Origin of the sequence: Streptomyces sp. NPDC059037, from assembly GCF_042740015.1 — a bacterium.
Classification (GTDB): domain Bacteria; phylum Actinomycetota; class Actinomycetes; order Streptomycetales; family Streptomycetaceae; genus Streptomyces.
In genome coordinates, this window is record NZ_JBHYIG010000001.1 from 42,088 (window position 1) to 61,648 (window position 19,561).

General features: G+C 71.5%; 16 protein-coding genes and 1 pseudogene. 10 read left to right on the forward strand and 7 right to left on the reverse strand.

The window, feature by feature from the left end:
• Positions 1 to 122 precede the first annotated feature (122 nt).
• Positions 123 to 326: pseudogene (locus ACFWY6_RS00215) on the forward strand (hypothetical protein); the annotation flags it as partial.
• A gap of 51 nt (positions 327 to 377) precedes the next feature.
• On the opposite strand, the gene ACFWY6_RS00220 reads toward ACFWY6_RS00215, so the two are convergent.
• Both ACFWY6_RS00220 and ACFWY6_RS00225 read right to left on the reverse strand, forming a co-directional pair.
• Positions 378 to 1,031 (reverse strand): alpha-ketoglutarate-dependent dioxygenase AlkB family protein, encoded by a 654-nt coding sequence (locus ACFWY6_RS00220; RefSeq protein WP_384684266.1) that lies wholly within the window; start codon positions 1,029 to 1,031, stop codon positions 378 to 380.
• Positions 1,028 to 2,221 (reverse strand): methyltransferase, encoded by a 1,194-nt coding sequence (locus tag ACFWY6_RS00225; RefSeq protein ID WP_384684269.1) that lies wholly within the window; start codon positions 2,219 to 2,221, stop codon positions 1,028 to 1,030. Before ACFWY6_RS00225 ends, ACFWY6_RS00220 begins: the two co-directional genes overlap by 4 nt.
• A 278-nt stretch (positions 2,222 to 2,499) precedes the next feature.
• On the opposite strand from ACFWY6_RS00225, the gene ACFWY6_RS00230 reads away from it, so the two are divergent.
• From ACFWY6_RS00230 to ACFWY6_RS00240, 3 genes are read left to right on the forward strand one after another with little or no spacing between them, the layout of a single operon-like run.
• On the forward strand, positions 2,500 to 3,969 hold the full coding sequence (locus ACFWY6_RS00230; RefSeq protein WP_384684272.1) for an aldehyde dehydrogenase family protein: 1,470 nt from the start codon (positions 2,500 to 2,502) through the stop codon (positions 3,967 to 3,969).
• Positions 3,966 to 5,552 (forward strand): APC family permease, encoded by a 1,587-nt coding sequence (locus ACFWY6_RS00235; RefSeq protein WP_384684275.1) that lies wholly within the window; start codon positions 3,966 to 3,968, stop codon positions 5,550 to 5,552. The genes ACFWY6_RS00230 and ACFWY6_RS00235 overlap by 4 nt, the downstream gene beginning before the upstream one ends.
• Positions 5,553 to 5,574: 22 nt before the next feature.
• Positions 5,575 to 7,137 (forward strand): GMC family oxidoreductase, encoded by a 1,563-nt coding sequence (locus ACFWY6_RS00240; RefSeq protein ID WP_384684277.1) that lies wholly within the window; start codon positions 5,575 to 5,577, stop codon positions 7,135 to 7,137.
• 52 nt (positions 7,138 to 7,189) lie between these two features.
• Here ACFWY6_RS00240 and ACFWY6_RS00245 read toward each other — a convergent pair whose 3' ends face one another.
• Together ACFWY6_RS00245 and lnt are read right to left on the reverse strand one after the other, a co-directional pair.
• On the reverse strand, positions 7,190 to 7,663 hold the full coding sequence (locus ACFWY6_RS00245; protein WP_266869501.1) for an NUDIX domain-containing protein: 474 nt from the start codon (positions 7,661 to 7,663) through the stop codon (positions 7,190 to 7,192).
• 10 nt (positions 7,664 to 7,673) lie between these two features.
• A complete protein-coding gene (gene lnt / locus ACFWY6_RS00250; RefSeq protein ID WP_384684282.1) occupies positions 7,674 to 9,281 on the reverse strand; it encodes an apolipoprotein N-acyltransferase in 1,608 nt (535 codons plus the stop codon).
• A gap of 242 nt (positions 9,282 to 9,523) precedes the next feature.
• Between lnt and ACFWY6_RS00255 the strand changes: the two genes are divergently transcribed.
• On the forward strand, positions 9,524 to 10,591 hold the full coding sequence (locus tag ACFWY6_RS00255; protein ID WP_384684285.1) for an O-antigen ligase family protein: 1,068 nt from the start codon (positions 9,524 to 9,526) through the stop codon (positions 10,589 to 10,591).
• On the opposite strand, the gene ACFWY6_RS00260 is transcribed toward ACFWY6_RS00255, so the two are convergent.
• A complete protein-coding gene (locus ACFWY6_RS00260; RefSeq protein ID WP_384684288.1) occupies positions 10,548 to 11,102 on the reverse strand; it encodes a hypothetical protein in 555 nt (184 codons plus the stop codon). The two genes, ACFWY6_RS00255 and ACFWY6_RS00260, sit on opposite strands and share 44 nt — an antisense overlap.
• Positions 11,103 to 11,190: 88 nt before the next feature.
• The gene (locus tag ACFWY6_RS00265) at positions 11,191 to 11,976 is read right to left on the reverse strand and encodes a glutamate racemase (RefSeq protein WP_384684290.1); all 786 of its coding nucleotides are present in this window, start codon (positions 11,974 to 11,976) and stop codon (positions 11,191 to 11,193) included.
• A 58-nt stretch (positions 11,977 to 12,034) separates the two neighbouring features.
• On the opposite strand from ACFWY6_RS00265, the gene ACFWY6_RS00270 reads away from it, so the two are divergent.
• A complete protein-coding gene (locus ACFWY6_RS00270; protein WP_384684293.1) occupies positions 12,035 to 13,210 on the forward strand; it encodes a glycosyltransferase in 1,176 nt (391 codons plus the stop codon).
• Between the two features lie 3 nt (positions 13,211 to 13,213).
• Here the strand turns inward: ACFWY6_RS00270 and ACFWY6_RS00275 are convergent, their stop codons facing one another.
• Positions 13,214 to 14,509, reverse strand: a complete 1,296-nt coding sequence (locus ACFWY6_RS00275; RefSeq protein ID WP_384684296.1) for a TerD family protein — start codon at positions 14,507 to 14,509, stop codon at positions 13,214 to 13,216.
• Between the two features lie 293 nt (positions 14,510 to 14,802).
• Between ACFWY6_RS00275 and ACFWY6_RS00280 the strand changes: the two genes are divergently transcribed.
• The 4 genes from ACFWY6_RS00280 (at position 14,803) to ACFWY6_RS00295 (ending at position 19,421) form a co-directional block, all read left to right on the forward strand.
• The gene (locus tag ACFWY6_RS00280) at positions 14,803 to 15,234 is read left to right on the forward strand and encodes a DUF6643 family protein (RefSeq protein ID WP_384684299.1); all 432 of its coding nucleotides are present in this window, start codon (positions 14,803 to 14,805) and stop codon (positions 15,232 to 15,234) included.
• Between the two features lie 46 nt (positions 15,235 to 15,280).
• Positions 15,281 to 16,105, forward strand: a complete 825-nt coding sequence (locus ACFWY6_RS00285) for an MOSC domain-containing protein (RefSeq protein WP_384684302.1) — start codon at positions 15,281 to 15,283, stop codon at positions 16,103 to 16,105.
• A gap of 142 nt (positions 16,106 to 16,247) precedes the next feature.
• On the forward strand, positions 16,248 to 16,853 hold the full coding sequence (locus ACFWY6_RS00290) for a hypothetical protein (RefSeq protein WP_384684305.1): 606 nt from the start codon (positions 16,248 to 16,250) through the stop codon (positions 16,851 to 16,853).
• A 153-nt stretch (positions 16,854 to 17,006) separates the two neighbouring features.
• Positions 17,007 to 19,421, forward strand: a complete 2,415-nt coding sequence (locus ACFWY6_RS00295; RefSeq protein ID WP_384684308.1) for a right-handed parallel beta-helix repeat-containing protein — start codon at positions 17,007 to 17,009, stop codon at positions 19,419 to 19,421.
• The last annotated feature ends 140 nt before the right edge of the window (positions 19,422 to 19,561 follow it).

Below are 19,561 nucleotides of genomic sequence, written 5' to 3' on the forward strand. Positions count from 1 at the left end.
AAAGGGGAAATCAGCGGGAGACTTCAGCTCCGCAGCCGGTCCCGCACGAACAGGTCCGCGGCCCGCGTGAAGTGCGACTCCTGCGCCACCGCGGAGAAGTACCGGAGGATCCTGCTGTGTACGTCGACCGCCACGGACGGATCGACGTCCTGGTGAACAACGCGGGCCGCAGCCGTGTCGGCGCCCTGGAGGGGATCTCCGAGGCGCTGGCGCAGGAAGTGGGGCCGCTGGGCATCAAGGTCCTGATCGTGGAGCCCGGTGCGTTCCGCACCAGCCTGTTCGGCAACACCAGCGCAGCCGCCGTCGAGATACCGGACTACGCCGAGACGGCGCCGCGTGGGAGCCGGTGACACGGGCGACGGCCTTCGACGCCTGAGTCATTCCAGGCCGCTCACCCGCAGCGTGATGTTCAGCCGCCCCGTCAGACCGAGGTCCGGCGGGGCGGTTCCCGCGTACACCCGCGGCACACCGTGATAGGCGAGCCGCGAAGGCCCTCCGAAGACGACCAGGTCGCCGCTGCGCAGCTCGATGTCCGTGTACGGCTTCGTCCGCGTCTCCGTGTTGCCGAAGCGGAAGACGCAGGAGTCGCCGAGGGAGAGCGAGACCACCGGGGAAGTTGACTTCTCGTCGGCGTCCCGGTGCATGCCCATGCGGGCCTCGGCGTCATAGAAGTTGATGAGCGCGATGTCGTATTCCTCGCCGCTGCCGAGGGCAACCCCGTACGCGGCATCGACGGCCGCACGCCCCAAGGCCGCGACCCACGGCGGCATCGGCTTCACCGGGGCACCGTCGCCGTCCACCGCGGTACGCGCGTACCCGTACGGAAACCAGTGCCACCCGAGCCCCACCTGACGGGCCGTCATCATGCCGCCGCCCGGTGTCTTCACCGTCCTGAGACCGGCCGGTGGCCGTGCCCACTCCCGGCACGACGCGACCAGGTTCCGCTGCTCGTCGAGCGACAGCCAGTCCGGCACGTGCACGGCACCAGGCGCGATCTCCGACCGCGTCCGGGGAAACAACTCGCCGCTCATCGCGACGAGTTCCCCTTCACGCTCCCCTTCACGGCGCGCAGGACCACGAACTTCGGGTCACTGGCGACGACTTGGGAGTTGCCGAAGAGCTTGCGCAGCTTCACGTGGTACCCGAGGTGGCGGTTGCCGACGACCCACAGTTCGCCGCCGGGGCGCAGCGCGGCGCGCGCCCCGCTGAACATCCGCCAGGCGGTCGCGCCGGTGGTCGCCTGGTGGCTGTGGAAGGGCGGGTTGTTGAGGACGAGGTCCACCGACCCGGCGGGTACGGCGGCCAGCGCGTCGCCCGCGACGAACTCCGCCTTGGTGGATTCCTCGGCGTTGGCCCGGAAGGTGGCCTCCGCCGACGCGACGGCCTGGTAGGACTCGTCGATGAAGGTGACCGTGGCCTCAGGGTCGGCGACGGCGGCGGCCGTGCCGAGCACGCCGTTGCCGCAGCCCAGGTCCACGATGTGCGCGCCGCCCCTGCCGGTCGGCAGATGGCGCAGGAAGAAGCGGGTGCCGATGTCGAGGCGTTCGGCGCAGAAGACGCCCGCGTGATTGACCACGGTGAGTCCCGAGCCCGCCCCGGAGTCGCCGTCCAGCACATAACTGCGCGGCCAGGGGCTGGAGCCGGCGCCGGTCCGCTGCTGGGGCGTACAGAAGATGAGACGCGCCTTCTGCCGGGCGAGGGAGGTCCGCGTGGGGCCGATGATCCGCTCGAACAGCTCCAGGGTGGAGGTGTGGATCTCGGTCACCATGCCCGCGCCGACGACGACCGTGCCCGCGTGCAGGGCGGGGGCGAGCCGGTGCAACTGGTCCTCGAGTAGCGCGAGGCTCTTCGGCACGCGGACCAGGAGGACGTCGACGCGGCCGGGCGGGGTGTCCCGGGTCGTCGAGAGCCGCACCGCGTCCGGCGCGAGACCGGCGCGCGCCACGTTGGCCCGCGTCGCCTCGTGCGCGAGGAACGAGTCGGTGATCAGCGTGGGCGTGTGCCCGCGCCCGGCGAGCGCGGTGGTCAGCGCACCCCAGCGGTCGCCGACGACGGCCACCGTGCCGGAGATGTCGACGGGCTGCGCCCCCTCCTCCGTCTCGCCCGCGAGATGCCGCAGCAGATAGGCGTCGGCCGCGGACCAGGCCCGCAACTGGTCGCGAGGGTCCTCGGGAAATCGTGTGAGGTCGTACGCGCCCCATGACGTGGTCAGCCGGTTCATCGTGCCTTCAGGCTAACGGAGTGACGACCGTGCGATCTTCGGCCGGTACGCAGGGGGGCCGGTACGCAGAGGGCCTGTACGCAGAGGGCCCGCCCGGCGGGTGACAGACGGCCGCGCTCACCGCCGGCGCCCGCCGGACAGCGGCGCCCGTAGTGCGCGTACGGCGTGTGCTCCTTACCGTCTAGGGGTGGAGCACGTTCCGCCGATCGAGGGTGACGGAGCGTGACCGGCCGGGTCTCGGTCGGGTCGTCTCCGCGTATCCGACCGGAGGAGCCGTCATGCCGGAGCTGTTCATCGGCGGTAAGTGGACCGCCGCCGTGGACGGGCAGGTTCGGGAGATCCGCTGCCCCGCCGACAACACCCATATCGCGGCCGTCGACGAGGCCGGGCCGAAGGACGCCGCCGCGGCGATCGCCGCCGCGCGCGAGGCCTTCGACTCCGGCCCGTGGCCGCACACCCCGGCCGCCGAACGCGGCCGCCTGCTGCTGCGCGTCGCCGACCTGCTGGAACGCGACAAGGACGCACTCGCCCGCGCCGAATCCCTGGACACCGGGAAGCGGCTCGTGGAGAGCGAGTACGACATGGACGACATCGCCAACTGCTTCCGCTACTTCGGCAACCTGACGGCGGCGGGCGGCACCGACCGGATCGTCGACGCCGGGAATCCGGAGGTGGACAGCCGGGTGGTGTACGAGCCGGTCGGGGTGTGCGCCCTGATCACTCCGTGGAACTATCCGCTGCTGCAGACCGCGTGGAAGGTCGCCCCGGCGATCGGCGCGGGCAACACCTTCGTCCTCAAGCCCAGCGAGCTGACCCCGCACACCGCCATCATCCTGATGCGGCTGCTCGCCGAAGCCGGCCTTCCGGACGGGGCCGCCAACCTGATCCTCGGCGCGGGCCCCACCGCGGGCGCACCGCTCAGCGAGGACCCTCGCGTCGACCTGGTGTCGTTCACCGGGGGGCTCGTGACCGGGCGCCGGATCATGGCCGCCGCGGCGCCCACGGTGAAGAAGGTCGCCCTGGAACTCGGCGGCAAGAACCCCAACATCGTCTTCGCCGACGCCGACTTCGAGGCGGCCGTCGACTACGCCCTGATGGCGATCTTCCTGCACTCGGGGCAGGTCTGCTCGGCCGGGGCGCGGCTCCTCGTCCAGGACGAACTGCACGACGCGTTCGTCGACGAGGTGGTCGCGCGTGCCCGGCGGATCCCGCTCGGCGGCCCCTTCGACGACAACGCCCGCACGGGCCCGCTGATCTCCGCCGCGCACCGCGCCAAGGTCGAGGCGTACGTGGCGGCCGGCATCGCCGAGGGTGCGGTGCTTCGCTGCGGCGGCGCCCGCCCGGACGACCCGGCGCTGCGGGACGGCTACTACTACCTGCCGACCGTCCTCGACGAGTGCACGCCCGGCATGTCCGTGGTCGCCGACGAGTCCTTCGGCCCGGTGCTCACCGTCGAGCGGTTCCGGGACGAGGAGGAGGCGCTCGCGCTGGCCAACGACACGGTCTACGGCCTGGCGGGGGCCGTCTGGTCGCAGGACACCGGCAAGGCCCAGCGCGTGGCGTCCCGGCTGCGCGCCGGAACCGTATGGATCAACGACTTCCATCCGTATGTGCCGCAGGCGGAGTGGGGCGGAATGAAGCAGTCCGGCTTCGGCCGCGAGCTGGGACCGGCGGGACTCGCCGAGTACCAGGAGGCCAAGCACATCTGGCGCAATCTCGCAGCGACCCCGCAGAGGTGGTTCGAATGAGTACGGAACCCGGAGCGGGCCCCGGTCCCGCCGTCCCGGAGAAGACCCAGGGCGAGCACGACGACGACGCGCTCGGCGAGCTCGGCTACCGGCCGGAACTCAAGCGGACCCTGGGCAACTTCCACACCTTCGCGGCCGGCATCAGCTACATCTCGATCCTCACCGGCACCTTCCAGCTCTTCTACTTCGGCGTCAGCTTCGGCGGTCCCGCCTACTGGTGGTCGTGGCCGATGGTCTTCGCCGGACAGCTGATGGTGGCGCTGTGCTTCTGCGAGCTCGCCGCCCACTATCCGGTCGCCGGTTCGATCTACAACTGGGCCAAGACGATGGGCGGCCCGCACGTGGGCTGGCTCGGCGGCTGGATGATGATGACAGCCACGATGGTGACCCTGTCCGCCGTGGCGCTCGCCTATCAGATCACGCTGCCGCAGATCGACAGCTGGTTCCAGTTCGTGGGTGACGGCACGGGCAAGAACGACGCGGCCGCCAACGCCGTGCTCCTGGGCACCGTGCTCATCCTCTTCTCCACCGTGGTCAACGCCTTCGGCGTACAGCTGATGGCCCGGATCAACTCCGCCGGCGTCTTCATCGAGCTGATCGCCGCCGTCGCCCTGATCGTCTTCCTCGCGGCGCACATCACCCGCGGCCCCAGCAGCGTCCTGACCGAGACGTACGGACTCGGCAGCGGCCAGAACCTCGGGTACTTCGGTGCGTTCCTGACCGCGTCCCTGGCGTCGGCGTATGTGATGTACGGCTTCGACACGGCGTCGTCGCTCGGCGAGGAGTCGCACAACCCGGGCCGCAACGCGCCGCGCGCCATCCTGCGGGCGCTCATCGCGTCCTTCATCATCGGCGGTCTCATCCTGCTCTTCGCCCTGATGGCGGTGCCGGACCTGCACGCCGAGGAACTGTCGACGGGCGGGCTGCAGTACGTGGTCCTCGAGACGCTCGGTTCGACCATCGGCGAGATCTTCCTGTGGTGCGTGGTCATCGCCATCACCGTCTGCGTGCTGGCCGTGCAGGCCGCCGGCATCCGGCTGATGTTCGCCATGGCGCGGGACAACAACCTGCCCGCGGGCTCGGCGCTGGCCCGGGTCAGCCCGCGGTTCCAGACGCCCGTGGTGCCCGCCGTCCTGATCGGTGTGGTGGGTGTCGTCATCCTGGTGATCAACATCAACCAGCCGCAGATCTTCTCGGTGATCACCAGCATCGCGATCATCATGATCTACGTGGCCTATCTGCTGGTCACCGTACCGATGCTGATCAAGCGGCTGCGCGGTCAATGGACGCCGATCGAGGGGAAGTTCTCGCTCGGCCGGTGGGGGCTGCCGATCAACGTCGTCGCGGTGCTGTGGGGCGCCGCCATGTCGCTCAACCTCGCCTGGCCGCGCGCCGAGGTGTACAACGCGACGGGCCCGCAGCACTGGTACCTGCGCTGGGGCGCCTTCGTCTTCATCGGCATCGTCGCGCTCGGCGGCTTCGCCTACTACTGGTTCGTGCAGCGGCACAAGACGGGCGTGCTCGAAGAGCACCGCGTCCAGTCCGCCACTCCCACACCGCCGCCCCCGGCCGCCGCCCCCTGACTCCGCAGATCCTGGAGACGTGATGCCCGCAGAGAGCCCCTTGTCCGAGTACGACTACGTGGTGGTCGGCGGCGGTACGGCAGGCGCCGTCGTCGCCGCCCGGCTGACCGAGGACCCGGACGTCCGCGTCTGCGTGCTGGAGGCGGGACCCTCCGACGTCGGCGACGACAACATCCTCCAACTGGACAAGTGGATGGCCCTGTTGGAGTCCGGCTACGACTGGGACTACCCGGTCGAGCCGCAGGAGAACGGCAACAGCTTCATGCGGCACGCCCGCGCCAAGGTGCTCGGCGGCTGCTCCTCGCACAACTCCTGCATCGCCTTCTGGGCACCCGCCGAGGACCTCGACGAATGGGGCACACTCGGCTGCACCGGCTGGAGCTCCGCGGACTGCTTCCCGCTCTACCGGCGCCTGGAGACCAACGACGCGCCGGGCGACCACCACGGCCGCTCGGGCCCGGTGAACATCCTCTCCGTCCCGCCCAAGGACCCCTGCGGCGCGGCCCTGCTGTCCGCGTGCGCCGAGGCGGGCATCCCCACCACTCCGTTCAACACCGGCAAGACGGTGGTGCGCGGCGCCCACTGGTTCCAGATCAACTCCCGTCCGGACGGCACCCGTTCGTCCGCTTCGGTCTCGTATCTGCACCCCATCCTGGGCAAGCGGCCGAACCTCGAAGTACGCACGGGCCTGCAGGCCAAGCGGCTCCTGTTCGACGAGAACCAGCGCTGCACGGGCGTGGAGTACCTGGAGCCGGACACCATCCACTCCGGTACGGTCCACGCGCGCCGCGAGGTCATCGTCTCCTGCGGGGCCATCGACTCGCCGAAGCTCCTGATGCTCTCGGGGATCGGCCCGGCCGCGGAGCTGCGGGAGGTCGGCGTGGAGGTCAGGGTGGACTCCCCCGGGGTCGGCTCCCACCTCCAGGACCACCCCGAGGGCGTGATCATGTGGGAAGCGAAGCAGCCCATGGTCACCTCGTCCACCCAGTGGTGGGAGATCGGCATCTTCGCGGACACCGAGCCGGGGCTCGACCGCCCCGACCTGATGTTCCACTACGGCTCGGTGCCCTTCGACATGAACACCTACCGGCGCGGCTACCCGACCACCGACAACGCCTTCTGCCTCACCCCGAACGTCACGCGAGCCCGCTCCCTGGGCACGGTGCGGCTGCACACCCGCGACTTCCGGGACAAGCCGAAGGTCGACCCGCGCTACTTCACCGACGAGCACGACATCCGCGTGATGACGTACGGCATCCGGCTCGCCCGGGAGATCGCCGCGCGGCCCGCGATGGCGGACTGGACGGGCGCCGAACTCGCGCCGGGCCCCGAAGTCACCACCGACGACGATCTGTTCGCGTACATCCGCGAGACCCACAACACCGTCTACCACCCGGCGGGCACCGTACGGATGGGCGCGGTGGACGACGCGGACTCACCGCTCGACCCCGAGCTGCGCGTCAAGGGCGTCACCGGGCTTCGGGTGGCCGACGCGTCGGTGATGCCGTTCCTGCCCGCGGTCAACCCGTGCATCACCACGATGATGATCGGCGAGAAGTGCGCGGACATGATCAAGGGGACATGACCGAGTGGACATGACCAAGGGGAACTGACCGGCATCCGCTGTTGCGGTGCTCTCAGGAGCGGTCGAACCAGGTGGGCTGTTCCTCCGCCATCGCCTGCTTGATCCGGAAGACCCCGAACTCATGCAGGTCGGGCAGCGCGTCCGTGGCGAACCAGCCCACTTCGAGGGACTCGTCGTCGTTGACCCGTGCCTCGCCGCCGACGGCCCGGCAGCGCAACGTGATGTCCATGAACTGGCAGGTGTCGCCGTTCGGGTACGTCACCGGCTCAAGCGCCTCGACAAGCACCACCCGCTCGGCCACGCAGTGCACCGCGGTCTCCTCGAACACCTCGCGCACGGCGCACTCGGCGGGCTGCTCCCCCGGGTCCGGAATCCCGCCGATGACCGACCACTTGCCGTTGTCGGAGCGCCGCCCGAGGAGCACTCTGCCCTCGTCGTCGAAGACGATGGCGGTGACCCCGGGAAGCCACAACAGCTGCTGGCCGGCGTCGGCCCGGATCGTACGGATGAAGTCAGGAGTAGCCATGCCGTCGACCCTAACGGGCGCGCTTGGCCCGAACGGCCACCGTGACCGCCCAGCCGATGCCGCCCGCCGCGATCAGCACCAGGATGCCTTCGGGCAGGATGCCGTACCGGGTGGCCGGGGTCTGTGAGGAGCGCAGCGGCACCTCCTGGACGAGCGAGTCGGCGGTGAACCACGTGGTCTTCTGGGAGACCTCGCCGTCGGGCAGGATGATCGCGCTGACGCCGCTGGTGACCGGGACGGTGACGGTGCGGCTGTGCTCGACGGCGCGGATCCGCGACATGGCCAGCTGCTGGTAGGTCATCTCGCTGCGGTCGAACGTCGCGTTGTTGCTGGGTACGGAGATCAGCTGGGCGCCGTGTGTCACGGTGTCCCGCACGGCCCAGTCGAAGGCGGCTTCGTAACAGGTGGCGAGGCCGACCTTGGTGCCCGCCATGGTGAAGACGCCGGGCTCGGTGCCGCGGCTGAAGTCCTGGCGCACCATGCCGACGTCGCTGCTGAAGAAGCCGACGACGGAGCGCAGCGGGATGTACTCGCCGAACGGCTGGATCTGCCGCTTGTCGTAGGTGTCCGTGGGTCCCTTCTTCGGGTCCCACAGGATCTGCTCGTTGAAGAGCTTGCCGTCCTTGGTCTCGACGACGCCGCCCACCGAGATGGGGGCCTTGATCGCCTTGACGGCGCGCTCGATCGCCTCGCGCGCGTCGGGGTTGGTGAACGGGTCGATGTCGGAGGAGTTCTCCGGCCACAGCACGAAGTCCGGCTGCTTCGCCTTGCCCGCCTCGACCCGGTCGGCGAGCCGCTCCGTCTCGCGTACGTGGTGGTCGAGTACGGCACGGCGCTGGGCGTTGAAGTCGAGCCCGGCCTGCGGGACGTTGCCCTGGATGGCCGCGACGGTCGCGGTGCCGTCCTCGGCATCGTCGCTGACCAGCGGCTTCGCGGCGAAGGCGCCGACCACCGGGACGAGCACGCTCAGGACGGCCGCGGCGGCGGCACCACGGCGCACCCCGCTCGTGCCGCGTGCGTCGCGCACCTGGCGGACGATCTCGTACAGGCCGAAGCCGCACAGGACCACCGCGAACCCGAGGACCGGGGTCCCGCCGAGCGCGGCCAGCGGCAGGAAGACGCCGTCCGCCTGCCCGAAGGCGATCTTGCCCCAGGGGAATCCGCTGAAGGGCACGCGCGCGCGTGCCGCCTCACCGGCGATCCAGAGGGCCGCCGCCCACAGCGGGTAGCCCGGCAGCCGTGAGACGACGGCGATGCCCGCTCCCACCAGGGCCACGAACATCGCCTCGATGGCGGCGAGCGCGAGCCAGGGTCCCGGGCCGACCTCCACCCCGGTCCACACCAGGAGCGGCAGCAGGAAACCGAGCCCGAAGAGGTAGCCGAGCCCGAGGCCCGCCTTCCAGGTCCGGCCGTGCAGGCACCAGGCGAACACCGCGAAGGCCGGCAGGGCCAGCCACCACAGGGTGCGGGGCGGAAAGCTGACGTAGAGCAGCACTCCGGAGAGCGCGGCCGCGGCGGCCGGGACGAGCGCGCGCAGGACGCGGGCCTTGCGCGAGGCGGGCGCGGACTGCGGCCCGAGCTGCTCCGACTCGTCTACGGGGGTGGTGGTGGCGGTCACTCGGGGAGTCTACGGCGCCTGACTTGCCCACGGACAGCTCGGCCGGCATCGGCCGCTCTCGCGGGATGCGCTGGTGGCGGGCGGTGCCGGCACCCGCTTGCCGGATCGTTCCTGCACAAGGCATCCCCAATGCGGGGTTGCAGCGACTAACGTGTGCCCGAGTCCCCGACGTGCGGCCAGATCCAGCCACCGCGATCGGGGCCCGTCACGCATCGGGGGGCGACGGGGTGGGGGCAACGGGGATGGCCGCGACGGCCGGTCCACCAGGGGCGTACGAGCGACGCAGCGCGTCCGACGCGACGGGCATCGCCCTGCTCGGTGTCTGCGCCGCCTGGACCTTGATCACCGCGGGGGTGCACGGCGGTCAGCCAGAGGGCGTCCTGCTCGCGGTCCTCGCCGTGGCCGCGGGATACGCGGGCGGCCGGATCTGCGGGACGCTGCTGCCGGTGGCCGCGCCCTGCGCCGGGGCGCTGGCCGGAATCGGCCTGGCGGCCGCCGCACCGCGGCTCTCGCCGGGGCCCGTGAGCACGGCGCCGCTCGGCCACACCGGCGCCACCGCCGCGCTCCTGATCCTGGCATCGGGCGCGGCCTGCTGCGCTGCCTGGGCCGCCCGGAAGCCGGCGCTGCGCCTTGTGCTGCGGCTGCTGGCCGCGGGCACGGTGGTCGCCGCCGCGGCGCTCGGTTCGATGGCCGGGGTCGCCGCGTGCACCGGGATCCTGCTCTGCTCGCTGGCGGCCGCCCTGATGCGGCGCCGGGCCCTCGGTCTGCTCGGCCTGGCCCTGGCCACCGTGGTGGTCACCGGCCTGACCTGGGCGATCGCGGACGACGTACTCCCGGACGGGCTCTCCGCTTCCCTGGAGGGCCAGCTCGACGGGCACCGCGTACGGCTGTGGCAGGACGCCCTCGACCTGGCGGGCCGGGAGCCTGCGCTCGGCGTGGGCCCGGGACGGTTCGGGGACGTCAGCCCGACGGTGGCCGAGAATCTCCTCATCGACGGCAAGCCGCACTCGGCGCCGCTGCAGCAGGCGGCCGAGCAGGGCTTCGCGGGCGTGGCGCTGCTGGCGGCGGTGTTCTGCTGGCTTCTGTACGCGCTGTACCGCTCGCCGCGCTCGACCCAGGTCGTCCTTTCGGCGGGGGCCGCCCTGACGGCGCTCGCCGCCGTGGCCTCGGTCGGCAACGCGCTGAGCGTCACGGCGGTGACCACGGGCGCGGGCTATCTGGCGGGCATCGCGACCGCGCGGCCGCTGAGCGACGAACTGTCGCAGGTCAGGCCGCCGGGCTCCCCGCCATGGGCAGCCGGTCCCGGATGATCCGGACGGCGGCCTCGGCGTTGTCGACGGTGACCGTGAACGTACGGCCGTCCCCCAGCTTGAGCACCAGGCCCTCGCCGCGCCGGACCACGACCGCCGTGCCGATGTCGGGCCGCGAGCGGTAGCCCCAGCCGCCCCACTGCCGGGGGCTGACGGCCTGCGCGAAGTCGGCGCCCACCACATGGGAGAGGGGGATGCGGCGGCGCGGCAGGCCGATGTGGCCGCAGCGCACTTCGAGGCACTCCTTGTCGACCTTCACGGCCACATGGACGAAGGCGAGGGTGCCGAACAGAATCAGGAGCCCGGCCGCGATGCACCCCACGACGGACATGGCGAGGGCCGCGATCCCGGACGTCCACATGCTGTCGACGGCCAGCTCGATGCCGAGCGCGAGGCAGGCGGCACCTACCAGCGCCAGCAGCCACTGGAAACGATTGGTCGCGCTGCCGGTCCAGACTTCCGGCGGGGCGTCGGCCGCGCCGTCCGACTCACCGTGGGTGTGGTCCCTCATGCGAATGAGACTACTCAGGTTCCGCCCCGAAGGCACCGCGTCGCGGAGCGTTACTGCTCCGTGCAGGCCTCGGCGAGCCCGGCGGGCCTCAGCTCGCCTGGCTGACCGCCGCGAGCAGCCGGCCTTCCGCATAGGTGCGGGCGGCTGCGGGCAGCTCGGAGACACGGCCACTCAGGATCACCGTCAGTCCGCCGTCCGTACCGGTGCCGGGGCCGGGAAGCATGCCGATCCTGCGCAGCGCCTGGCCGGCGACCGCACCGGCGGAGCCGTGCAGGACCAGGGGCGGCAGCTGCGGCTGCTGCACGGCCGCACGGATACGCTCCGCAACCAGCTCGTAATGGGTGCAGCCCAGGACGACGGTGCTTACATCGCGCGGAGTGAGTGCTGCCGCGGCTGCGATCGCCCGGTCGATGGCCGCCTCGTCCGCGTACTGCACGGCGTCCGCGAGACCGGGGCAGGGGACCTCGGTGACGCGGGCGCCGCCCGCGAATTCCTCGATGAGGCCACGCTGGTAGGGGCTTCCCGTGGTGGCGGGCGTGGCCCAGATGGCGACCGAACCACCGCTCGCCGTCGCGGGCTTGATCGCCGGCACGGTCCCGATGACGGGCAGGCCGGGTTCGAACCGGGCCCGCAGGGCGGGCAGGGCGTGCACGGTGGAGGTGTTGCACGCCACGATCAGTGCGTCGGGTTGGTGCTCGGCGGCGGCTTCGGCGACCGCGAGCGAGCGCTGGACGATGTCCTCGGTGGTGCGCGGCCCCCAGGGAAGTCCGTCGGGGTCCGATGAGAGGACGAGATCGGCGTCCGGCCGCAGGCGGCGTACCGCGGCCGCGGCGGCGAGCAGTCCGATACCGGAGTCCATGAGCGCGATCTTCACCCGGTCACCATAGTCGATCGGCCTCACCGGCCCGGTGCCGTGGGGCAGACTGCGGCGAATGAGCGCCGTTGTGTGGACCGCCGCCGGATCGCTTGCCGCTTGGCTGTGGCTGCTGTTGGGGCAGGGCTTCTTCTGGCGTACGGACCTTCGGCTGCCGCCACGTCGCGACCCGGACGCCTGGCCGTCGGTCTGCGTCGTCGTCCCCGCACGCGACGAGGCCGAGGTGCTGCCCGAGAGCCTGCCCTCGCTCCTGGCCCAGGATTATCCAGGGCGGGCCGAGGTCTTCCTTGTCGACGACGGGAGTTCGGACGGCACCGGCGAGCTCGCCCGTGCGCTCGCGGACCGGCACGGCGGCCTGCCGCTGACCGTCGGCTCGCCCGGTGAGCCGCCGCCCGGCTGGACGGGCAAGCTCTGGGCCGTACGTCATGGAATCGCCCTGGCACGCGCGCGTGCACCCCGTTATCTGCTGCTCACCGACGCGGACATCGCCCATGAGCCGGACAGCCTGCGGCAGTTGGTGGCGGCGGCGGAGACGGGCGGCTTCGACCTCGTGTCGCAGATGGCGCGGCTGCGGGTCGTGAGCGTGTGGGAGCGGCTCGTCGTCCCGGCCTTCGTGTACTTCTTCGCGCAGCTGTACCCGTTCCGCTGGATCGCGCGGAAGGGCTCGCGCACGGCCGCCGCGGCGGGCGGGTGCGTCCTGTTGAGCACGGCGGCCGCCGAGCGCGCGGGGATTCCCGACTCCATCCGGCACGCGGTGATCGACGACGTGTCGCTGGCGCGGGCGGTGAAGCGCACGGGCGGCCACATCTGGCTGGGGCTCGCGGAGCGCGTCGACAGCGTGCGGCCCTATCCCCGGCTCGGGGACCTGTGGCGGATGGTCTCGCGCAGCGCCTACGCCCAGTTGCGGCACAACCCGCTGGTGCTGCTCGGCACGGTCCTGGGGCTCGCCCTGGTCTATCTGGTGCCGCCCGTCGCGCTGTTGGCAGGCCTGGCGGCCGGGAACGCGGCCACGGCCGTGTCCGGCGGGCTCGCGTGGCTCCTGATGACGGCCACGTACCTCCCGATGCTGCGCTACTACCGGCAGCCGCCGTGGCTCGCTCCCCTGCTGCCGTTCACCGCCTTCCTCTACCTCCTGATGACGGTCGACTCGGCGGTGCAGCACTACAGGGGGCGCGGTGCGGCGTGGAAGGGGCGGACGTACGCCCGCCCCGATCCCACTCCCGAGCAGCGCTGAGGGTCACTTCCTGCCGGGCGTCCAGTTCATGCCCCACCCGTAGGCGTAGTCGATGGTGCGCTGGGGGCTCACGCCGCGCTCGGGGACCAGGTAGCGGGCCTCGCGCTTCACGAAGAGGTCGCCGTTGTTGTTCGTGATCAGCGCGAGCGCGCACACCGTGGAGGGCACCGTGCACTCGTCGAGCGAGAAGTCGATGGAGGCGCCGTGCTGCGGCTGCAGCGTCACGGTGGCGTTCAGGTCGGCGAAGCTGCGCGCGCCTTCGTAGATCGTCACGAAGATGACGATGCGCTTGAAGTCGTTGATGTGGTCGAGGTTGACGGTGAGATTCTCACCGGTGGCGACCGCTCCGGTGCGGTCGTCGCCGTCGAGCAGCAGGTACGGGGGCTGGTCAAGGGCACCGAAGGCGTTGCCGAGCGCCTGGACGACTCCCTTGCGGCCGTCGGCCAGTTCGTACAGGGCGCACAGGTCCAGGTCGAGGTCGGCGTGCATCGCCACGGCCCGGCCGAGCTTGGCGCCCCAGCCCTTGAACTGCTTGCGCACCTCCCAGTTGAGGTTCACGCGCATCGCGCCGGATGTGCCGCCCTGCTTCTTCAGCGAGACGGACGGCGCGTCCTTGGTGAGCGTGACCTTCGACAGGCGTACGGGCTGGGCAGCGGGCGCGGCGGGCGCCTGGGCGGGCGGCGGCGGGGCCTGGACCGGGGCGGCGGGAGCCGGAGGCCGCACAGGGGCCGGGGCGGCGACGGGCGGGGCCGCCTGCTGGGGCTCGTCCACCGAGATGCCGTAGTCCGTGGCCAGGCCCTCGAGGCCGCTGCCGTAACCCTGTCCGACGGCACGGAACTTCCACGCGCCCTGGCGGCGGTAGAGCTCGCCGAGGACGAACGCCGTCTCGACGGTCGCGTCCTCGCTGTCGTAGCGCGCGATCTCGACGCCGTTCGCCGCGTCGACGACGCGGATGAAGAGTCCGGGGACCTGCCCGAACGTTCCGCCGTCCGTCGAAGCGGCCAGCACCACGGTCTCGATCGCGGGCTCCACGCGCGCGAGGTCGACGGCGAGCGCGTCGGTCACCCGGCCGCCCTCGGTCTTCTTGCCCTCGTGGCGCACCGCCCCGGAGGAGTGGACCGCCTGGTTGTAAAAGATGAAGTCGTCGTCCGAGCGGACCTTTCCCGAAGAGGCCAGCAACAGCGCCGACGCGTCGGCGTCCGGCACCCCCGGCCCCGAGGACCACCCCAACTCGATCCGCACGGCAGGTGCCGGCACCGGAACATTCGATCCTTTTGGCATTGTCATGTCCGCCCCCATCGCAAGTCGCCACATCCGGCCGGGCCGCCGATTCGGTCATGACCAACCTATTACCCGGACCTCGAAGAGGCCCATGTCCGCCGCGGATACCCCTTCCCGCGGCCCTTCCGTCAACCAGGCGTCAACCGTCGGTAACCCGTTCGGAGCTTGGCTTTTACACGATCCCTACGGCGCTGCGCGACCGATTTTTCCTAAGTTCGCTCGCATTGGGGATGCCCAGTCACTACCGACACGTAAAACAACCCTCTTATCGGTCTCCCCAACCAGCACATCAAGGGCTTAACTTATGTCTCATGACCTCCCCCCGCTCCACCTATGGCGGCGGTTACTACTCCGCGCCGTCCTTCCCGGACACTCCGATCTACGACTCGCTTGTCGCCGAGCGGGGCACTCCGCAGATCGCCCCGATCCGGGTTTCCCCTGCGTACGACACGGGCAGTTACCTGCCCGCGCTTCCGGCCGCCCCGCTGCCCGCGCTGCCGGCCGCCCCTTCCCATCACAACCCCGCGTACGGCTACGCGTCGGCCCCGCAGCCCGCTCCGCTGCAGCAGGCCCCCGCCCCGTACATCCCGCAGCAGCCTTCGGCGCCGCGCGGCTACCCGGGACCCCAGCAACACCAGCGCCCCCCGGCCGGGACGGGCTACGAGGCGATGCGCCCGGCGGCGCCCCGCCCCGCGCCCGCGACGTACGAGGATCCGTACAACCGCCCCTACCGCGGCTACTGAATCGCCCGCATGCGTCCCTGTCAGTGGCTGCTGGCAGGATGGCCGCATGCCGAATCCAGCGCTGCACTCGATCCACTTCTACCCGCTCAAGGCGGTCGGGGGACACGCTCCGCGTGAGGCCGTCGTCGAGCCCTGGGGGCTCGCGGGTGACCGGCGGTGGGTCCTGGTGGACAGCGACGGACGGATCGTCACGCAACGGCCGCATCCGCGCCTGGCGTTGGCCGCCGCCGAGCTCCGGCCCGGCGGCGGCATACGCATGTCCGCGCCCGGCCAGGAGCCGTTGACGGTGGCCGTGCCGCCGGCCGGCGCGACCGTCACGGTGGAGATCTGGCGCGACAAGGTCGAGGGAGTTCCCGCCGACGCGGCGGCGCACGCCTGGTTCAGCGCCTATCTGGACGTGGACGTGCGGCTCGTCCATCTCGACGACCCCGCGACGCGGCGCCCCATCGATCCGGAGTACGCCAAGGAGGGCGAGACCGTCACGTTCGCCGACGGCTATCCGCTGCTCCTGACCACGCTCTCCTCGCTCGACGCCCTGAACTCGCTGATCGCCCAGGGCGATCACTCCGACGAGGGGCCGCTTCCCATGAACCGCTTCCGGCCGAATGTGGTCGTGGACGGGACCGCACCCTGGGCCGAGGACGACTGGTCGCGCGTCGCGATCGGCGATGTCACCTTCCGGGTCGCCAAGAAGTGCGGGCGCTGCGTCGTGACCACCACCGACCAGCGGACCTCGGAGCGCGGCAAGGAGCCGCTGCGCACCCTCGCCAAGCACCGCCGCTTCGGCGACCAGTTGGTATTCGGACAGAATCTGGTGCCCGAGTCCACCGGTACCGTCCGGATCGGCGACTCTTTCACGGTCCTTGGGTGAACGTCCCCGGTGAGGGGAACTCGGAGGCGAGGCGCGGACGTTGAGCGTCGATGAGAAGGGTGATTTCGCTCTCTCTTCTCCCCACCGACGCGTGGGCCGTGCCGTTCGCGGTTAAGACGGACGCGGAAGGGGGTGCAGGACTGTGCGAGCACTCGTCGGACTCTGGCGCTGGCGGCGCAATCCGCTGCGCCGGAAGACCGACCTCGTGGAGGCGTGGGTGGCCCTCGCCGCCCTCCTGCTCATCGCCGTGGCCGCGCCGGTGACCGGCACCGTCGTCGGCGGCCTCACGCGCGAAGCCCTGCTGCAGTCGGTCCGGGAACAGCGCGAGGCCCGGCACGCGATCTCCGCCACCGTGGTCGAGAAGGTCTCCAGACCCCCGGTCGACCCCGATCCCGAGACCTCGTCCGCCCGCGACAGACACAGCCGCGTGCTCGCCGACTGGACGGCTCCCGACGGCACCGCGCGCTCCGGCACCGTGGTCGCCGCCCTCGAATCCCCGGACCCCGGCGACCGGTTCCGGATCTGGACGGACGAGCACGGCCAGGTCGTCGGCCGACCGTTGGACGGCGCGACCGCGGCCACGCACGCCGCGTTGGCCGGATTCGGTGCCGCCGCGGCGGTCGCCGGCATCGTCGAGGGCGCCCGGCGGATCGTCGTCTGGCGGATGGTGCGGCGGCGTTACGACCGCTGGGACCAGGCCTGGGACAAGGCGGGCCCGGACTGGGGACGCACCGGCGCCGGCTCCTGAGCCGGTGAGAGACCGGCGATGACCAGGTGAGAGCCTGGCCATCGGGTCAACTCGCCCCCGCCGCGCGCGCTACGGTGGACCGGCCGAACTCTTCGGCTCCTTGCGCGAGGTCGTGAGGTCCCGCGTACGACGAGGTGGGGGCAGAGCAACTCCATGGCACAGGGCACGGTCCAGGTGACGCACACCGGCACGTCGCGGTGGCGGCGCCGCACGGGCGAGTACGCATCGCTCGCCGCCGCCTTGGAGGCCGCGACCGACGGGGACGTCCTCACCGTCGCACCCGGCACCTACCGCGAGAACCTCGTCGTCCAGCGCGCAGTGACGCTCCGCGGCCCCGAGAACTCCCCGGGATCCGTCCGCATCGCACCCTCCGACGGCGTGCCGCTCACGATCCGTTCGTCCGCCGTGGTGCAGGACCTGCACATCGAGGGCCAGGACTCGGCGGCGCCCGCGCTGCTGGTCGAGGACGGAGCGCCCGAACTCGTCGACGTACGCGTGGTGACGCGCTCGGCCTCCGGGATAGAGGTGCGCGGCGGCGCGCGCCCGACGGTGCGCCGCTGCACGGTCGACAACCCCGGCGGCATCGGCATAGCCGTACTCGACGGCGGAGGCGGTGTCTTCGAGGAGTGCGAGGTCGTATCGGCCGGCCAGTCGGGCATCGCCGTGCGCGGCGGCGCGCACCCCCGTCTGGAGCGCTGCCGGGTGCATCACGCATCGGGCGCCGGTCTCTCGGCGACCGGCGAGCACACCGGACTTGAGGCGATCGGCTGCGAGGTGTACGAGGTCAAGGGCGCCGGTGTGCAGATCACCGGCCGGGCCACGGCGCACCTCACGGACTGCGATGTGCACCGCACGACGTCGGACGGCGTCACGCTCGACACGGACGCCGTCCTGACGCTCGCCGACTGCCGGATCCACGACATCCCCGAGAACGCGATCGATCTGCGCTCCCGCTCGGTGCTGACCCTGACGCGGTCCACGGTGCGGCGGTTCGGGCGCAACGGCCTCTCGGTGTGGGACCCGGGCACGCGCGTGGACGCCAACCAGTGCGAGATCCACGACAGTACGGGCGACTATCCGGCGGTGTGGGTCAGCGACGGCGCGACCGCCGTCCTGGAGTCCTGCCGGGTGCACGACGTGCCGGACGCGCTGTTCGTCCTGGACCGCGGCTCGCGCGCCGACGTCGTCGACAGCGATCTCTCCCAAGTACGCAACACCGCCGTGTCGGTGAGCGACGGCGCCACCGCGCAGCTGGACGACTGCCGCATCCGCGAGGCCGCCACCGGCGCGTGGTTCCGCGACCACGGCAGCGGCGGCACGCTGGCCAACTGCACCGTCGACGGCGTCCAGACGGGCGTCATCGTCACCAAGGGCGCCGACCCCACCATCGAGCGCTGCACGGTCACTTCGCCCGCCGAGGCTGGCTTCTACGTATCGGCGGGCGCCCGCGGCAGCCTCTACGGCTGCCGGGTCACCGACAGCGGTGGCTACGGCTTCCATGTGATCGACGGCTGCCGTACGACACTGAAGAAGTGCCGTACGGAGCGGTGCGGACGCGGCGGCTTCGAGTTCGCCGAGGACGGGCCGCTCGTCGAGGACTGCACCAGCGACGAGAGCGGCGGCCCGCGGACCGCCGCGCGGGATTCCGCGCCGGCCGTCCAGACGGCCACGCAGTCGGTGGGCCTGCTCGGTGCGATCCCCGGGCAGCACACCACGGAGCAGGAGCCCGAGAAGAGCGCCGTCCCCGAGCAGCCGTCCCGCACCTCCAAGGCCGTGCTCGGTGAACTGGACGCGCTGGTGGGCCTCGACAGCGTCAAGCGCGAGGTCCGCGCCCTCACGGACATGATCGAGGTCGGGCGGCGCCGGCAGCAGGCGGGGCTCAAGGCCGCGTCCGTCCGCCGCCACCTGGTCTTCACCGGCTCCCCCGGCACCGGCAAGACGACGGTGGCGCGGCTGTACGGCGAGATCCTGGCCTCGCTCGGCGTCCTGCAGAGCGGGCATCTCGTCGAGGTGTCGCGGGTCGACCTGGTCGGTGAGCACATCGGGTCGACGGCGATCCGCACCCAGGAGGCCTTCGACCGGGCGCGCGGGGGCGTGCTGTTCATCGACGAGGCGTACGCGCTCTCGCCCGAGGACTCCGGGCGCGACTTCGGCCGCGAGGCCATCGACACCCTGGTGAAGCTGATGGAGGACCACCGGGAGGCGGTGGTGGTGATCGTCGCGGGCTACACGGCGGAGATGAAGCGTTTTCTTTCCGTCAACCCCGGTGTGGCGTCCCGCTTCTCACGGACCATCACCTTCAGCGACTACGCCCCCGAGGAGCTCCTTCGGATCGTCGAGCAGCAGGCCGACGAGCACGAGTACCGCCTCGACTCGGGCACCGGCGAGGCCCTCCTGAAGTACTTCACCGCCCTCCCCAAGGGCCCCGCCTTCGGCAACGGCCGCACCGCGCGCCAGACGTTCGAGGCGATGGTGGAGCGGCACGCGGGGCGCGTCGCCCAGTTCGACGAGCCGAGCACCGACGACCTCACCCTGCTGTATCCGGAGGATCTGCCGGAGCTGCCGTGACCTGCGTCCCCGGCCGCTGGCCGGGGACGCCCCGCGTGAGCCGGGCCAGGAGGCGGGCCCGCGCCGGGCGCGTATAAACAACAGACCCAGCCCACGCCCAATCAAGAGTTTATCTAGGTGGTGCGCCGGTCACTAAAACA

Bases quoted from the DNA above. Each gene is read 5' to 3' on its own strand.
- ACFWY6_RS00220 (WP_384684266.1), bottom strand. From the start codon at position 1,031: ATGAGCGGCGAGTTGTTTCCCCGGACGCGGTCGGAGATCGCGCCTGGT.
- ACFWY6_RS00225 (WP_384684269.1), bottom strand. From the start codon at position 2,221: ATGAACCGGCTGACCACGTCATGGGGCGCGTACGACCTCACACGATTT.
- ACFWY6_RS00230 (WP_384684272.1), top strand. From the start codon at position 2,500: ATGCCGGAGCTGTTCATCGGCGGTAAGTGGACCGCCGCCGTGGACGGG.
- ACFWY6_RS00235 (WP_384684275.1), top strand. From the start codon at position 3,966: ATGAGTACGGAACCCGGAGCGGGCCCCGGTCCCGCCGTCCCGGAGAAG.
- ACFWY6_RS00240 (WP_384684277.1), top strand. From the start codon at position 5,575: ATGCCCGCAGAGAGCCCCTTGTCCGAGTACGACTACGTGGTGGTCGGC.
- ACFWY6_RS00245 (WP_266869501.1), bottom strand. From the start codon at position 7,663: ATGGCTACTCCTGACTTCATCCGTACGATCCGGGCCGACGCCGGCCAG.
- ACFWY6_RS00255 (WP_384684285.1), top strand. From the start codon at position 9,524: ATGGCCGCGACGGCCGGTCCACCAGGGGCGTACGAGCGACGCAGCGCG.
- ACFWY6_RS00260 (WP_384684288.1), bottom strand. From the start codon at position 11,102: ATGAGGGACCACACCCACGGTGAGTCGGACGGCGCGGCCGACGCCCCG.
- ACFWY6_RS00270 (WP_384684293.1), top strand. From the start codon at position 12,035: ATGAGCGCCGTTGTGTGGACCGCCGCCGGATCGCTTGCCGCTTGGCTG.
- ACFWY6_RS00275 (WP_384684296.1), bottom strand. From the start codon at position 14,509: ATGGGGGCGGACATGACAATGCCAAAAGGATCGAATGTTCCGGTGCCG.
- ACFWY6_RS00280 (WP_384684299.1), top strand. From the start codon at position 14,803: ATGACCTCCCCCCGCTCCACCTATGGCGGCGGTTACTACTCCGCGCCG.
- ACFWY6_RS00285 (WP_384684302.1), top strand. From the start codon at position 15,281: ATGCCGAATCCAGCGCTGCACTCGATCCACTTCTACCCGCTCAAGGCG.
- ACFWY6_RS00295 (WP_384684308.1), top strand. From the start codon at position 17,007: ATGGCACAGGGCACGGTCCAGGTGACGCACACCGGCACGTCGCGGTGG.